Origin of the sequence: Streptomyces sp. NBC_01275 (assembly GCF_026340655.1) — a bacterium.
Taxonomy (GTDB): Bacteria; Actinomycetota; Actinomycetes; order Streptomycetales; family Streptomycetaceae; genus Streptomyces.
This window is the reverse complement of record NZ_JAPEOZ010000001.1, coordinates 10219949-10235223: the sequence shown is the minus strand read 5'-3', so window position 1 is coordinate 10235223 and position 15275 is coordinate 10219949. Positions and strand designations below refer to the sequence as shown.

General features: G+C 72.0%; 11 protein-coding genes. 7 read left to right on the top strand and 4 right to left on the bottom strand.

Annotated features, from left to right (window positions below):
• Positions 1 to 19 precede the first annotated feature (19 nt).
• The 4 genes from OG562_RS45010 to OG562_RS44995 form a co-directional block, all read right to left on the bottom strand.
• A complete protein-coding gene (locus OG562_RS45010; protein WP_266408628.1) occupies positions 20 to 298 on the bottom strand; it encodes a hypothetical protein in 279 nt (92 codons plus the stop codon).
• A 413-nt stretch (positions 299 to 711) separates the two neighbouring features.
• On the bottom strand, positions 712 to 1305 hold the full coding sequence (locus OG562_RS45005) for a cation transporter (RefSeq protein ID WP_266408626.1): 594 nt from the start codon (positions 1303 to 1305) through the stop codon (positions 712 to 714).
• A 147-nt stretch (positions 1306 to 1452) separates the two neighbouring features.
• Positions 1453 to 2367: a universal stress protein gene (locus tag OG562_RS45000; protein WP_266408625.1), complete on the bottom strand. Its 915-nt coding sequence runs from the start codon at positions 2365 to 2367 to the stop codon at positions 1453 to 1455.
• 261 nt (positions 2368 to 2628) lie between these two features.
• On the bottom strand, positions 2629 to 4347 hold the full coding sequence (locus OG562_RS44995; protein WP_266408624.1) for a GAF domain-containing sensor histidine kinase: 1719 nt from the start codon (positions 4345 to 4347) through the stop codon (positions 2629 to 2631).
• A 341-nt stretch (positions 4348 to 4688) separates the two neighbouring features.
• Between OG562_RS44995 and ppdK the strand changes: the two genes are divergently transcribed.
• The 7 genes from ppdK to OG562_RS44960 all read left to right on the top strand — a co-directional run bounded on the left by ppdK (position 4689) and on the right by OG562_RS44960 (position 15175).
• On the top strand, positions 4689 to 7373 hold the full coding sequence (ppdK, locus tag OG562_RS44990; RefSeq protein ID WP_266408623.1) for a pyruvate, phosphate dikinase: 2685 nt from the start codon (positions 4689 to 4691) through the stop codon (positions 7371 to 7373).
• A gap of 16 nt (positions 7374 to 7389) precedes the next feature.
• Positions 7390 to 8103: a CBS domain-containing protein gene (locus OG562_RS44985; RefSeq protein ID WP_266408622.1), complete on the top strand. Its 714-nt coding sequence runs from the start codon at positions 7390 to 7392 to the stop codon at positions 8101 to 8103.
• Between the two features lie 104 nt (positions 8104 to 8207).
• Positions 8208 to 10877 (top strand): bifunctional acetaldehyde-CoA/alcohol dehydrogenase, encoded by a 2670-nt coding sequence (gene adhE, locus OG562_RS44980; RefSeq protein ID WP_266408620.1) that lies wholly within the window; start codon positions 8208 to 8210, stop codon positions 10875 to 10877.
• A 65-nt stretch (positions 10878 to 10942) separates the two neighbouring features.
• Positions 10943 to 12157 carry a globin domain-containing protein gene (locus OG562_RS44975; RefSeq protein ID WP_266408618.1) on the top strand — a complete coding sequence of 405 codons (1215 nt, stop codon included), beginning with the start codon at positions 10943 to 10945 and terminating at the stop codon, positions 12155 to 12157.
• Between the two features lie 41 nt (positions 12158 to 12198).
• Positions 12199 to 12624 carry a hypothetical protein gene (locus OG562_RS44970; RefSeq protein ID WP_266408616.1) on the top strand — a complete coding sequence of 142 codons (426 nt, stop codon included), beginning with the start codon at positions 12199 to 12201 and terminating at the stop codon, positions 12622 to 12624.
• Between the two features lie 176 nt (positions 12625 to 12800).
• Positions 12801 to 14408: an oleate hydratase gene (locus OG562_RS44965; protein ID WP_266408614.1), complete on the top strand. Its 1608-nt coding sequence runs from the start codon at positions 12801 to 12803 to the stop codon at positions 14406 to 14408.
• A 302-nt stretch (positions 14409 to 14710) separates the two neighbouring features.
• Complete coding sequence (locus OG562_RS44960) at positions 14711 to 15175, top strand: pyridoxamine 5'-phosphate oxidase family protein (protein ID WP_266408612.1); 465 nt, start codon at positions 14711 to 14713, stop codon at positions 15173 to 15175.
• Positions 15176 to 15275: the final 100 nt, after the last annotated feature.

Sequence of the window (15275 nt, the reverse complement as noted above, 5' to 3'; positions counted from 1 at the left end):
GTCAGGCGACCTCGACCGGTCACCCGTGGCGTTCGCGGTCCCGGCGGTCCTCGCGCCTCCAGCGCGCCCGGTCCTGACGGCTGTGGCGGCGATCCCATCGGTCCTGACGCTCCCGGCGGTTCTCGTGGTCCCGGTACTCCCCGAGTCCGGAACCGCCGCCGCGGCCCCGGACGCGACCACGCTCGCGGCCGTAGCGAGTGGAGCCGACGACCAACACCGCCGCGGCCACCCACCAGATGGGATTGAGGAACCCGAAACCGAACAAGAACACGGCGAGTATGAGAAGCAGGACGAACACGGGGGGCCTTCCCGGAGCGGAACAGTGCATCGCTGCCGGGGACCAGGGCCTGCTCGAACAGCCTAGCCCTGCCGAGAGCTTGAGGACAGCACCGCAGGCGAGTGTCGGCCGAATGTCCTGGGCCGTCGTCCGGAGGAAGGGCGCCGAGCAGGGCCGCGCGGCCGCACTTCCCTTGGTGCGCGGGCTGGTTCACGCCGAGGCCGCCTGCCGCCGCGTGATGATGGCCGAACCCCCCGCGGGGCCTGGCTGGTGCGGCTCTGGTGGAGGCGGGTGACCACGTTTTCCGCCCAGGCCGTCGTGCCGACCGCGCGTCAAGTGGCGTCAGGAGCCCCGAAGATCCCCGCGCTGCGAGCGGGCGCCCCGCACGCCCAGGGGTGTTCCACGGGGACGCGGACACCCTGCGGCTCGCCGCCTCACTCCACCGCTCGCGAGAAGATCTCCCGCACCTCGCGGACGGCGTAGCAGACCAGCACGTAACCCGCCACCGGGTCGGCCCACCACCAGCCGAGGGCGGCGTTGAGGGCCAGACCGACCAGGACGGCGGCGGCCAGCAGGCCGTCGACCAGTGTGACGCGGCCCTCGGTCTGCAGTACCGGATTGTCCAGCGCGGCACCGGTACGCGCCTTGCCCGCCGCCAGGGCGAACATCACGGCCGCGGTCACAGCGGTCCATCCGATGCCCAAGGCCGAAGGATGCGGGCGCAAGCCGCTCGCCAGAACCCAGGTGGACTGCGCCACGAGGTACAGGGCGAGCGCGGCGAAGCCGGCGCCGATCAGCCGCAGCGCCCGGCGGCGACGGGCTTCGCCGACGCCGAACAGTTCCCAGACAACGACCGTGGACGCGCCGATCTCGATCAGTGAGTCCAGTCCGAACCCGGCCAGGGCAACCGACTTGGCGGAGATCGCCGCCGCCGCGAGCACCACGATGCCGATCACGTTCCAGCCCAGAGTGAGGTATTCCAGGGTGAAACCCCGCCGGAGCAGAGCGGTTCGGGAAGTCTCGTTCACCGCAGAAGTGTCCCAGGCCACTGTGGGACACACCGCCGGGAGCCGACCGGGCCGCTGACGGACCCGGTCGGCTCCCGGCGGTGGCCTTCGGTCGTCCCCCGCCTCCGCTGTGGCGCCGCCGTCGGAGGACCGGCCCGCCGCCGCCCGTCAGTCGTGCGGCACCACCGCCACCGGCGCGGAGGCATGCTGCAACACGCCGTGCGTCACCGGGCCGATGCGGCCGCCGACCAACGTCTGACGCCTCCTCCGCCCGACGACGACCAGCGCCGCGTCCCGCGAGGCGTGCACGAGGTGACGGCCGGCCCCGCCGACGACCGACTGCTCTCGCACTTCCACCCCGGGGTACTTGTCCTTCCAGGGCCGCAGGACGTCGCTGAGCCCGTGCCGGGCCTCCTTCGCCAGTTCGGCGTCGAGTCCCGAGTCCAGGACGGCGCCGTAGCCGTAGACGGCCGCGGGGTTCCAGCCGTGGACCACCCGCAGGCCGGCCGCGCGAAGCCGGGCGGCCTCGAACGCGAACTCGACGACGGCGTCGGCCGGGTTCTCCAGGTCCAACCCCAGCACGACGTCGCGGTACGGAGTGGTGATCGCCCCGTCGCCCGCGGCGTCCGGCAGACGCTCGTCCTCGACCCGCTCACCGGCCCGCACGAGCACGACGGGCCGCTCCGCACGCGCCACCACCGCCAGAGCGACGGAGCCGACCAGGAACCCCGCCATCGTGCCGAGGCCCCGGGAGCCCAGGACCAGCAGTTCGGTGTCCTCCGCAGCGGACAGCAAGGCCGCAACGGCCTCCTCCCCGACCTGCTGAACGGTGATCCGCAGACCCGGGTGCCGCTGCGTGAGCCGGGACTCCGCCTCACGCAGCACGCGGTCCGCCCACTCCCGCTGCGCGACGATCACGCCCGGCGCAGGAACCTCCATGAACGGCACGTAGAAAGGGCCCAGGGAGTCCCCGGCGTGCAGCAGACGCAGAGGTATCTCTCGTTGGGCTGCTTCGCGCGCGGCCCAGTCCGCGGCGGCGAGGCTTTCGGGCGAGCCGTCAAGACCGACGGTGATGGCGAGCATGTGCAGACCTCCTTCAGGGATGCACCGCCAGTGTCCGAGCAACACGCCTGGGGCAGCAGGGGCCGGAGGTCCCCCTCCAGGAGCCGATCGGCCCCGGGGCAGGGCCGCCGGCACATCAGGAGTGCACCGTCACACGGTAGTTGTGCCGCTACGGCGGATGCCGCGCCGGTATCGCGACCGTGGCGGCATCCCGTGTGCCCGACGGCGGCCTGCCCGCAGGAGAACCCGAGAGCCGCTGACACCGGCCGGGGCTGGCCCTGCCTACGCCTTCCGGGCAGGCACCCGCCACACCAGCGCGGTGCCGCCCCCCTCGGGCTTCCCCAGTTCCAGTCGGCCGCCCAGCTGCTCGGCGCGCTCCGCCATGTTGCGCAGCCCGCTGCGGCGGCCGTCGTCCGGGATGCCCACCCCGTTGTCGCTGACGGACAGCCGTACCTCCCGGCCGTCCGTGGCCAGGAGCACATCGGCCCGGTCGGCACGCGCGTGACGGGCGATGTTGGTCAGGGCCTCGGAGAGCACCGCCACCACGTGGTCGGCCATGTCCTTCGGCACGTCGGTGTCCAGCAGTCCCTCCATGCGCACGCTGGGGGCGAAGCCCAGGACCGGCGCCGCCTCCCCGACCACCCGTACGGCGCGCGCCCGCAGGCCCGCCTCCACCGTGCCCTCGCGGGTACGCAGGCCGAAGATCGTCGATCTGATGATCTTGATGGTCTCGTCCAGGTCGTCGACGGCGCGCACCACGCGCTCGGCGGCTTCTTCGTGCTCGATGAAGCGTCCGGCGCTCTGCAGGGTCATGCCGGTGGCGAACAGCCGCTGGATCGCCAGGTCGTGCAGGTCCCGGGCGATCCGGTCGCGGTCCTTGAGCACCGCGACCTCCTCGGCGTCCTGTCGGCGTTCCGCCAGCTCCATGGCGACGGCGGCCTGCCCGGCGAAGGCCTGCAGGGTCTCGGTCTCCGTCGCGAGGAAGGCCGGCCGGCCGACTTCCCGCGCCAGCAGGACCACGCCTCGCGCACCCGCCCCGCCCGTGCCGATGGGCACGGCCACCGCGGGGCCCAGTCCCCCGAAACGCGGAGGCTCCATCGAGATGCGCTCGTCGTGGGTGACGTCCTCGCTGGTGACCGGGGCCTCGCCGGAGAACGCCAGTCCCATCAGGCTCCGGTCCATCGACAGGACGAGCCCCCGGTGCGCCTCGGCGTCCATCCCGACGGCGATCTCCACGGCGAGCGATCCGGTGTCCGCCATGGGCAGCGCGACCGCCGCCAGCGCGGATCCGGTGATCTCGCGGGCCCGCTCGGCGATCAGAGCGAGGACCTCGGCACGGTCGCCACCGGACATCAGGCTGTGGGTGATGTCCGCGTTCGCCTCCAGCCAGCGTTCCCGCAGCCGGGACTCCTCGTACAGACGCGCGTTGTCGATGGCGACGCCGGCCGCCACGGCCAGCGTGAGCGTGACCGAGACGTCTTCCTCGTCGAACTGACCGCCGCCCCGCTTCTCGGTCAGGTAGAGGTTGCCGAAGACCTGCTCGCGCACCCGGATCGGGACGCCGAGGAAGGTGTTCATCGGCGGGTGGTGCGCCGGGAATCCGTACGAGGCCGGGTGCTCGGAGATCTTCGCCAGGCGCAACGGCTCGGGATGGTGGATCAGCTCCCCGAGGATGCCGTGGCCCTCCGGATACGGGCCGATCCGGGCGATCTGCTCCTCGCTGACCCCGATCGTATGAAAAGCCGACAGCCGCTTGCCGTCCGGACCGATCACGCCGAGCGCCGCGTACTCCGCGTCGACCAGCACCGCGGCGGCCTCCACGATGCTGAACAGGGCCTGCTCCAGATCCAGCTCCCGGCCGACCGACAGCACCGCCTCCAGCAGGCTGTGCACCCGGTCCCGCGTGCCGCGGGCCGCGTCCAGACGCGCCTGAAGCTCCTCCAACAGCTCGTCCAGCCTCAGCTGCGGCAGCCGTACGCGAGCCTCCTCGGGGCTTCCCACCGGTACTCCTCCAGGTCCCCACAACACACGGACGCCCACTGGTCCGATCATGTGTCACGGTAGTGGTCGGCCGCGGGATGCGGTACCGGATCAGGCCGAGTGCCCGGCGATGGCCTCGGCGCCTCCGATCCAGCCGACGGCGGGCCTGGCCTGCACCGCCGCCCCGTGCACGCCGCCGCCCCCACCACGGACAACGTAGGGCACCGCCTCCGGGCAAGGGACGGACCTGCCTGGGCCGACCGGCCCCATGAAGGGGACCGACAGCACCTGCCCCTTCCGGTCCCGGCGGCCGGACGCTGGAGACGTACCCGGCCCGAAGCCCGACGGAGGAGAGCGACGTCATGGTCCGTTACGTGTACGACTTCGCGGAAGGCGGCCGTGACCTGGCCGACCTGCTCGGCGGCAAGGGCGCGAACCTGGCCGAGATGACCCGGATGGGCCTGCCGGTCCCGCCGGGCTTCACCGTGACCACCCGGGCCTGCCGGGCCTTCCTCGCCACCGGCGCCGCGCCGGACACGCTGGCCCGGGAGATCTCCGAACACCTCGCCGCCCTGGAGCAGGCCGCGGGACGGCGGCTGGGGCAGCCCGACGACCCGCTGCTGCTGTCCGTCCGCTCCGGGGCGCGGTTCTCCATGCCCGGCATGATGGAGACGATCCTCGACATCGGCCTCGACGACGACTCCGTCCTCGGCCTGGCGAAGGTCTCCGGGAACGAACGCTTCGCCTGGGACTCCTACCGACGTCTCATACAGATGTTCGGCAGCACCGTCATGGGCGTCGACGGCTCCGTGTTCGAGAACGCCCTGGCCGACCTCAAGCGCGTCCGGGGCGCGGCGAACGACCTGGGCCTGAACGCGGCGGACCTGGCCGGGCTCGTCGGGACCTACAAGGGGCTGATCCGGCGGGAGACCGGCGAGGACTTCCCGCAGTCCCCGGCCGAGCAGCTGCGCCGGGCGGTCCTGGCCGTCTTCGAGTCCTGGAAGGGCGAACGCGCCCGGCTGTACCGCCGCCGCGAGCACATCCCGGACGACCTGGGCACCGCCGTCAATGTGCAGACCATGGTCTTCGGCAATCTCGGGTCCGACTCCGGCAGCGGAGTCGCCTTCACCCGCGACCCGGCCACCGGGCGGCCCGGCCTCTACGGCGACTACCTGGCGAACGCACAGGGCGAGGACGTCGTCGCCGGGATCCGCAACACCGTCCCGCTGACCGCGCTGGCGGAGCTGGATCCGGTCTCGTACGAGCAGCTGCGCGGCCATCTGCGGACGTTGGAAGGCCACTACCGGGATCTGTGCGACATCGAGTTCACCATCGAGCGCGGCCGGCTGTGGATGCTCCAGACCCGGGTGGGCAAGCGCACCGCCGAGGCGGCCTTCGCGATCGCCGCCGAACTGGTGGACGAGTCCCTGATCACCCCCGACGAGGCTCTGGCCCGCGTCAGCGGGGACGGCCTGGCCCGGCTGATGTTCCCCCGGTTCGACACCTCGGCCGTCGGCGAGGCGCTCGCGCACGGCCTCCCGGCCTCGCCGGGCGCGGCCGTGGGCGCCGCGGTGTTCGACTCGGCCGAAGCGGTCCGCCGGGCCGCCGCCGGCGAGAAGGTCGTCCTCGTCCGCCAGGAGACCACCCCCGACGACCTGCCGGGCATGATCGCCGCACAGGCGGTCCTCACCAGCCGCGGCGGCAAGACCAGTCACGCGGCCGTGGTCGCCCGCGGCATGGGCACGGTGTGCGTGTGCGGCGCCGAGGAACTCACCGTGGACACCGCGGCGCGTCGCTTCACCGTGGGCGACACGACCGTCGAGGAGGGCACGGTCGTCTCCGTCGACGGCTCCGAGGGCGCCGTGTACCTGGGCGCCGCCCCACTGGTCGACTCCGCGGTGATGCGCTATTTCGAGACGGGCGAGCGGTCCGCAGGGCTGGTCGAGGCCGTGGCGCGGGCCATGGAACGGGCCGACGGCGCCCGGCGGCTCGAGGTGCGGGCGAACGCCGACACCCCTGAGGACGCCGCCCGCGCCCGGCGGTTCGGCGCACAGGGCGTCGGACTGTGCCGCACCGAGCACATGTTCCTCGGCGAGCGCCGCAAGCTGGTCGAGGCGATGATCCTGGCCCGCGACGAGACCGAGCGCGAGAAGGCGCTGGGCGCGTTGCTGCCGCTCCAGCGGCGGGACTTCGTCGGCATTCTGGAGGCGATGGACGGTCTGCCGGTCACCATCCGGCTCATCGACCCGCCCCTGCACGAGTTCCTGCCCGACCGCACCGACCTCGCCGTGCGCATCGCCACCGCCGAGGCCCGGGGCTCTGTACCCGACCGGCACGACACCGAGCTGCTCGAAGCCGTCAACCGCATGCACGAGGAGAACCCGATGCTCGGCCTGCGCGGCGTGCGTCTGGGCCTGGTGGTCCCGGGACTGGTCGCCATGCAGGTGCGGGCGATCGCCGAGGCGGTCGTGGAGCGGACGAGGGCCGGAGGCTCCCCCGAGGCGGAGATCATGGTGCCGCTGGTCGGAGCCGTCGAGGAACTGCGCATCGAGCGCGAGGAGGTGGAACGCGTCCTCGCCGAGGTCTCCAAGGAGTCCGGCGTCCCCGTGCACTGCCCGGTCGGCACCATGATCGAGCTGCCCCGGGCCGCGCTCACGGCCGGCCGGATCGCCCAGGAGGCGGAGTTCTTCTCCTTCGGCACCAACGACCTCACCCAGACCACCTGGGGCTTCTCCAGAGACGACGTCGAGGCGGCCTTCTTCTCCGCCTATCTCGACAAGGGCGTCTTCGCCGCCTCCCCCTTCGAGACCCTCGACCGCGACGGAGTGGGCCGACTGGTCCGCATCGCGGTCGACGAGGGCCGCGCCGCGCGCCCCGGCCTGAAGATCGGCGTCTGCGGCGAGCACGGCGGGGATCCGGACTCCGTCCACTTCTTCCACGCGGCCGGCCTGGACTACGTCTCCTGCTCGCCGTTCCGCGTCCCGGTCGCCCGTTTGGAGGCCGGACGCGCCGCGCGCTCCGATGCGCTCACGAGTGACAGCAGGTGACAGGGAGGTGGGCGGCATGGCCGGCATCGTCGGTGAGGTGATGACCCGTGAGGTCGTCGAGGCGCACCGGGAGACGTCGTTCAAGGACGTGGTACGGCTGCTGGACCAGTATCGGATCAGCGGGCTGCCGGTCGTGGACGACGACGACAAGGTCGTAGGAGTGATCTCCGAGACCGATCTCGTCCGCCGCCAGGCGGTCCGGTCCCCGGACGCCGGGGCACGACGGTTCCGGATGCCCCGGCCGCGTCGGTCCGCCCGTCGCGCAGCCGCCGTCGCCCGCGCCGGCACGGCGGGGGAGCTGATGTCGACGCCCGCGGTCACCGTGCATCCGGAGCTGCGGATCGCGGACGCCGCGCGCGTGATGGAGCGTCACGGCGTCGAGCGCCTTCCGGTCGTGGACGAGGAGGACCGGCTGATCGGGATCGCCACCCGGCGTGATCTGCTGCGGGTCTTCCTGCGCACGGACGAGGAGATCCGCCGGGAGGTCCACGACGAGGTGATGACCCGCGTCCTCGGACTGCCGGCCCAGAGCGTGGTCGTCTCGGTCCACGACGGCGTGGTCACGCTGGCGGGAGCTGTGGAGGAGGGCGGAGACCTTCCGCTCGCGATCCGGCTGACGTATCGGGTGGACGGTGTGGTGGGCGTCGTCAACAGGCTGACCGTCCGCATCGTTTCGGGGCCGGTCGGCCCCGCCAAGGGACCAAAGGAACCTGGGGCGGAACACCGCTGACGAGAGACGCTGCCGGTGGGAGCGATACCCGTGCCGGCAGCGCCGCTCCCCTCCCGCGCCGCCGCCCGTGCGGCGCCGCCCTCTCGACGACGGAGGCTCGCCCCATGACCCGCCACGACGACCGCAGCGCGACCACCGACCCCGCCGGCGCGCCGTCCGACATCGCCATAGCGGTGGACCGCCTGGCGACGAACGGGCTCAAGGCACTCGCCGACTACGAGGCGCTCGATCAGGACCAGGTCGACCACATCGTGAAGAAGGCCTCGGTCGCCGCCCTGGACCAGCACACAGAGCTGGCGCGACGCGCGGTGGACGAGACCGGACGCGGCGTCTTCGAGGACAAGGCCGCCAAGAACATGTTCGCCTGCGAGTACGTCACACACAGCATGGGCCCGATGAAGACCGTCGGCGTCATCGCCCGCGACGACCTCGACGACCTGATCGAGGTGGCCGAACCGGTCGGCGTGGTGTGCGCGATCACGCCCGTCACCAATCCGACCTCCACCACGGTCTTCAAGGCCCTGATGGCGCTGAAGACCCGCAACCCGGTCGTGTTCGCCTTCCATCCCTCCGCCCAGCGCTGCAGCGCGCAGGCGGCCCGCGTCGTGCGCGACGCGGCGGTCGCCGCGGGTGCGCCGGAGCACTGTGTGCAGTGGATCGAGACACCGTCCGTCGAGGCCACCGGCGCGCTGATGCGGCACCCGGATGTCTCGCTGATCCTCGCGACCGGCGGCAACGCCATGGTCAAGGCCGCCTACTCGGCCGGAAAGCCCGCCCTGGGCGTGGGCGCCGGCAACGTCCCCGCCTACGTCCACCGGAGCGCCGACATACGCCGGGCCGTCAACGATCTGGTGCTGTCCAAGTCGTTCGACAACGGCATGATCTGCGCCTCCGAACAGGCCGTCGTCCTGGACGAGGAGATCTACGACGCGGTGCTCGCCGAATTCCGCACCCTGCACGCCCACGTGGCCACCGCGCAGGAGAAGGCGAAGCTGGAGACCTTCCTGTTCCCGGTCGGGGCCGCGGGCGCGGGCTGCGAGCCCAAGGTCAACTCGGCGGCCGTCGGGCAGAGCCCGGTCTGGATCGCCGAGCAGGCGGGCTTCACCGTGCCCGCCGACACCTCCCTCATCCTGGTCGAGGCCGACCGGGTCGGCCCCGACGAGCCCCTCACCCGCGAGAAGCTCTGCCCGGTCCTCGCCGTCCTGCGCGCCGACTCCGAACAGCAGGGCTTCGACCTGGCCGCAGACATGGTGGCCTTCCACGGTCAGGGCCACAGCGCCGTCATCCACACCGGGGACCTCGACCTCGCCGAGTCGTACGGCAGGCGCATGAAGACCGTCCGGATCATCGTCAACGCGCCGTCCTCGCAGGGCGCCATCGGCGGCATCTACAACAGCCTGCTGCCGTCGCTGACGCTCGGCTGCGGATCCTGGGGCAGCACCTCGGTGTCCGACAACGTGTCCGCCGCCCAGCTGCTGAACGTCAAGCGGGTCTCCCTGCGCCGCAACAACCTGCAGTGGTTCAAGGTCCCGCCGAAGATCTACTTCGAGCCGCAGTCCATCCAGTACCTCACCTCCATGCCGGACGTCCACCGCGTCACCGTCGTCACCGACGCGACGATGACCCGCCTCGGCCTCGTCGACCGGGTCGAGCGCGTGCTGCGACGGCGCCGGGAGCCGGTCACCGTCCAGGTCATCGACAATGTCGAGCCCGAGCCCAGCATCGACTCGGTCCGGCGCGGCGCCCGCCTCATGGGCGACTTCCGCCCGGACACCGTCATCGCCCTCGGCGGCGGCTCCCCCATGGACGCGGCCAAGGTGATGTGGCTGCTGTACGAGCAGCAGGCCGCGGGCAAGGACGTCGACTTCGCCGACATGCGGCACAAGTTCTCCGACATCCGCAAACGCGCCTTCCGCTTCCCGACGCTCGGCAGGCTCGCCCGCCTGGTGTGCATCCCCACGACGTCCGGCACCGGCGCCGAAGTGACCCCGTTCGCCGTCATCTCCGACCCCGCCACGGGCAAGAAGTACCCGCTCGCCGACTACGCCCTCACCCCGAGCGTGGCCATCGTCGACCCGCTGCTCACCACCGCGCTGCCCCGCGCACTGGCCGCCGACAGCGGCTTCGACGCCCTCACCCACGCCGTCGAGGCGTACGTGTCCGTCTACGCCAACGACTTCACCGACGGCCTCGCCCTGCACGCGATCCGGCTGATCTTCGACAACATCGAGGCGGCGGTCAACGACCGTGCGGACCGGCCCCAGGCCCGGGAGAAGATGCACAACGCCGGCACCATCGCCGGCATGGCCTTCGGCAACGCCTTCCTCGGCATCGTCCACGCCATGTCCCACACCCTCGGTGCCACTTTCCACCTCGCGCACGGCCGCACCAACGCCGTTCTGCTGCCGCACGTCATCCGCTACAACGGCGCCGTCCCCACGAAGCTCACCGGCTGGCCCAAGTACGAGCACTACCGGGCCCCCGAACGCTTCCAGGACATCGCCCGCACCCTCGGCCTGCCCGCGGCCACCCCGGCCGAGGGCGTCGAATCGCTCGCCGGCGCGGTGGAGCGGCTCCGCGACGCCCTGGGCATCGAGCCGACGTTCCAGGCCCTCGGCATCGACGAGCGCTCCTTCCTCGACGCCCTGCCCCAGCAGGCGCTCAACGCCTACGAGGACCAGTGCGCGCCCGCCAACCCGCGGATGCCGATGCTCGACGACATGCGGGAGCTGATGCGGACCGCGTACTACGGCCGTGCCGAGCGCACGTGCTGAACACCGCCGCCGCCCGCGCGTGACGCGGCTCCCTTCCACTTCATCAGCCCTGTCCAGGAGGTTCCATGCTGTCCGCAGAATCCGCCGCCCTCGTACGGGCCACCCTGCCCGCCGTGGCCGGAGCGCTCGACGAGATCACCACCCGCTTCTACGCCACGATGTTCCACGACCGGCCGGAGCTGCTCGACGGGATGTTCAACCGGGGCAACCAGGCCAGCGGCGCACAACGCCGCGCCCTCGCCGGGTCGATCGCCGGATTCGCCGGCGCGCTGCTGGCCGATCCCGGCGCACGGCCGGACGGCCTGCTGTCCCGGATCGCCCACAAGCACGCGGCCGTCGGCGTCACCGACGATCAGTACACCGTCGTGCACAAGTACCTGTTCGGCGCGATCGCCGAGGTCCTGGGCGACGCGGTCACCCCGGAGGTGGCGGCCGCCTGGGACGAGGTCTACTGGCTGATGGCCGGCGCCCTGATCAGCCGGGAGGCCCTCCTCTACCAGGACGCGGGCGTCCAGCCCGGTGGGATCTGGCGGCCCTGGACGGTCGTCGAACGCCGTACCGAGACGCCTGACGTGGTGTCCTTCGTGCTCCGCCCGGCGGACGGCGGACGCGCGCCGCGGGCCCGCGCGGGCCAGTATGTGAGCGTCCGCGTACGCATGGCCGACGGGACGCATCAGCTGCGTCAGTACAGCCTGTCCTCGAACCCGGGCGGAGAGCTGCGGCGGATCACCGTGAAACGGGTGACGGGCGGCGCCGACGGGCCGGACGGCGAGGTCTCCACCCTGCTGCACGACCGGCTGCGGGAGGGGGACGGGCTGCTGCTCTCCGCGCCGTTCGGCGACGTCTTCCTCGACGACCCGGTGGATGCCACCACCCCTGTCGTGCTGGTCTCGGCCGGCATCGGCTGCACCCCCATGACCGGCATCCTGGCCCACCTGGCCGCCCTCCGCTCGATCCGCCCGGTCCTGCTTCTGCACGCCGACCGCTCCCCCGGCGACCACGCCCTGCGCGCCGAGACACACGACCTCGTCGGGCGCCTGCCGAGCGCCCGGGCCGTCTTCTGGTACGACCGCCCCGGACCGGAGGAACCCGACGCCCGGACCGGCCCGATGGACCTGAGCGGCACCGAACTCCCCGACGACGCCACGGTGTTCCTGTGCGGCCCGCTGCCCTTCATGCGCGAGGTACGCGGACAGCTGCTCGGCGCCGGGGTTCCCGCGCGACGCATCCGCTACGAGGTCTTCGGACCCGACCTGTGGCTGCCCGACACCGCGGCCTGAACCCCACCGAACCTCCTGACATCCCCGAGGAAGGACCCCACATGACCGCCGACCACACCCAGGAGACTCCCCCGGTCCGGCTGCGCTCCGACGGCGCCGTGGACGAGGAGACCCTGGCGTACGCCCGAGCGAAGATCGACGCCGTCCTGGGCAGGCCGGGCCTGCCCGTCGTCACCGGCGAAGTGCACCTCGTACGAGCGGCCGCCCACCACGCCGGCCACCCGTGGTCGGCCACCGCCGACCTGCGCATCGGCGGTCGTCAGGTGTTCGCGGTGGCCGAGGAGGCGACCGGCACGGAGGTCGTCGACCGGCTCCGGGCCCGGCTGCGCCGCCAGGCCGACAAGGCCGCCCAGGCCCGGGACGACGGACACCGCACGACGGCCCCGCCGTGGCGCGGTGGAGGCGGACGGCCGGGTCCCGCCGCGGCGACCGGCAGCGGCGCGGCGGAGGACTCCCGCACGGCGTGACGCGGCGTCGGCGGGCCCGGTCGGTCGTGCTCCACCGACCGGGCCGCCGGCCCGCCCGCCGCCCGCCGCCCGCCGGCGACTTCGACGGGACCGCCCGTGGGGGCCGAACGGACCGGTGAGGTGACCGAACGGCCCCCTGACGGGATCCCGCAGCGCAGGACACCGTGGAACGCACGGTGTCCGATCGACCGGCGAGAACGAGGAGTTGTGTGATGGCGAAGGCATATCTGGTGGGCAGCGGGATCGCGGCACTGGCCGCGGCGACGTTCCTGATCCGCGACGGCGGCTTCGAGGGATCCGACATCCACCTCTTCGAGGAGCAGCGGACCCTCGGCGGCAGTCTGGACGCCGGCGGCACCCCGGACGCCGGCTACACCATGCGCGGCGGGCGGATGTTCGAGGCCGAGTTCCGCTGCACGTACGACCTGCTGTCCGGCATCCCCACCCTCGACGACCCCTCCGTCTCCGTGACCGAGGAGATCCTCGCCGGACACGAGGACTTCGCCTGGAACGACATCGCCCGTCTCGTCGACGGGGACGGCAAGATCGTCGACACCGCCTCGATGGGATTCTCCGAGCGCGACCGGCTGGAACTGGTCCGCTGTCTGGCCACCCCCGAGGGGCGCCTGGACGGCAAGCGGATCACCGACTGCTTCGGCGAGCATTTCTTCACCACCAACTTCTGGTTCATGTGGTGCACCACGTTCGCCTTCCAGCCCTGGCACAGCGCGATCGAGTTCCGCCGTTACCTCAGGCGCTTCGTCCACCTGTTCTCCGAGTTCGCCTCCATGTCGGGCATCCACCGGACCCGCTACAACCAGTACGACTCCATCGTGCGGCCGCTGACGGCCTGGCTGGGCGAACGCGGGGTCACCGTGCACACCGGCTGCCATGTCACCGACCTCGGGTTCACCCCGGGCATCCGGAGCGGGACGGTCGAGACCCTCTACCTGAGCCGGAACGGCCAGGACGAGAAGATCGCCGTCACGCCCGAGGACCTGGTCCTCGTCACCAACGGCTCCATGACGGACGCCTCCAGCCTCGGCTCGCACACCTCCGCGCCCCCGCCGGCCCCGCACCGCTCGGACGCCTGGCTGCTGTGGCACCGGCTGGCCCGCGGACGCGAGGACTTCGGCGACCCGGCCGTCTTCGACAAGCACGTCAAGGAGTCCCGCTGGGAGTCGTTCACGGTCACCACGAAGGACCCCGCCTTCCTGAAGGCGCTCAAGGAGTTCAGCGGCCGTCCGACCGGCAAGGGCGGCCTGATGACCTTCACCGAGTCCAACTGGCTGCTCACCGTCGTCGCCAACCGCCAGCCCGTCTACCGCGACCAGCCGGAGGACGTCGGGGTCTGGTGGGGCTACGGCCTGTTCCCGGGCCGTGCGGGCAACCACACGCCCAAGCCGATGACGATGTGCACCGGCCGCGAGATCCTCGAGGAGGTCCTGCACCACCTGCCCTTCGACGAGCGGACAGCGGCCCGGGCCCTGGAGACCTCCCTCGTCGTCCCCTGCGTGATGCCGTACATCACCAGCCAGTTCCTGGCCCGTCGCCGCGCCGACCGGCCCAAGGTCGTCCCGGAGGGGTCGGTCAACCTCGCCTTCATCGGGCAGTTCGCCGAGGTGCCCGACGACGTCGTCTTCACCGTCGAGTACTCCGTACGCACCGCCTGGGCGGCTGTGGCGCAGCTGCTGAAGCTGGACGAGCACCCGCCGGAGGTCTACAAGGGCCACCACGACCCCCACGTACTGGCGGCTGCGCTGGAGACCATGCACCGCCGGTAGGACGCCAGGGATGCCAGGGGTGCCAGGGACGTCCGGCCTTGACGCCGGGGACCATCGGCACCTGGAGGGAAGGGAGCGGTCCGAGAGACACTGGAGGCAGGAGCGGCACCGATCCCCCGCGGTGTCGCTCCGTTCACGTGGCCGCGCGGCCTGCCGTGCACGGCAGGGACCACCGGACGCGGACCTGGGCCGAACGGCCCTGGCGCGAGAGACTCCGGCACGGTTCGAATGGCCCGGTCAGGCCCACATGAGGCGGCGGGAGACGGATAACTGTGAGTGACCCGACGATACGGATACCTGCCATGGCCGACGACGACCACCCGTCCCACGCCCCGGAACCGCGGAGGAGTGTCGAGCTGGACGGCGCCGAGGCGCTGCGGCTCCTGGGCAGCGTGTCCCTGGGGCGGATCGTCTTCACCCGGCACGCGCTGCCGACCGTCCGGCCGGTCAACCACGTGCTGATCGACGGCGACATCGTCATCCGCACCCACGGTGACGCCACGCTGACCCGGTACGCCCGGCAGACCGGGGGCGAGGGGGCCGTCGTCGCCTACGAGGCCGACGACATCGACCCCGACACCCACCTCGGATGGAGCGTGGTCGTCACGGGCTATGCGCGGCTGGTCACCGATCTACGGGAACTGGCCCACTACCAGGCCTTGTTGCGTCCGTGGGTGTCACAGAGGATGGATCACGCAGTCCGCATCAGTCCCGATCTGATCACCGGAGTCCGCCTCACAGCCCACGATCCGTCCCCGTCGTTCTGACCCCTCAGGCGTGTACGCGGTGGGCTCCGACGACGGCCTCGACGACCTCCTGGGTCGCTGCCGGCAGTTCGTCCGCGGGGGCGGCACGGATCGTGCGGAA

Excerpts from the sequence above, each read along its gene's own strand:
- OG562_RS45000 (WP_266408625.1), bottom strand. The coding sequence starts at position 2,367 with ATGCTCGCCATCACCGTCGGTCTTGACGGCTCGCCCGAAAGCCTCGCC.
- ppdK (WP_266408623.1), top strand. The coding sequence starts at position 4,689 with ATGGTCCGTTACGTGTACGACTTCGCGGAAGGCGGCCGTGACCTGGCC.
- OG562_RS44985 (WP_266408622.1), top strand. The coding sequence starts at position 7,390 with ATGGCCGGCATCGTCGGTGAGGTGATGACCCGTGAGGTCGTCGAGGCG.
- adhE (WP_266408620.1), top strand. The coding sequence starts at position 8,208 with ATGACCCGCCACGACGACCGCAGCGCGACCACCGACCCCGCCGGCGCG.
- OG562_RS44975 (WP_266408618.1), top strand. The coding sequence starts at position 10,943 with ATGCTGTCCGCAGAATCCGCCGCCCTCGTACGGGCCACCCTGCCCGCC.
- OG562_RS44970 (WP_266408616.1), top strand. The coding sequence starts at position 12,199 with ATGACCGCCGACCACACCCAGGAGACTCCCCCGGTCCGGCTGCGCTCC.
- OG562_RS44960 (WP_266408612.1), top strand. The coding sequence starts at position 14,711 with ATGGCCGACGACGACCACCCGTCCCACGCCCCGGAACCGCGGAGGAGT.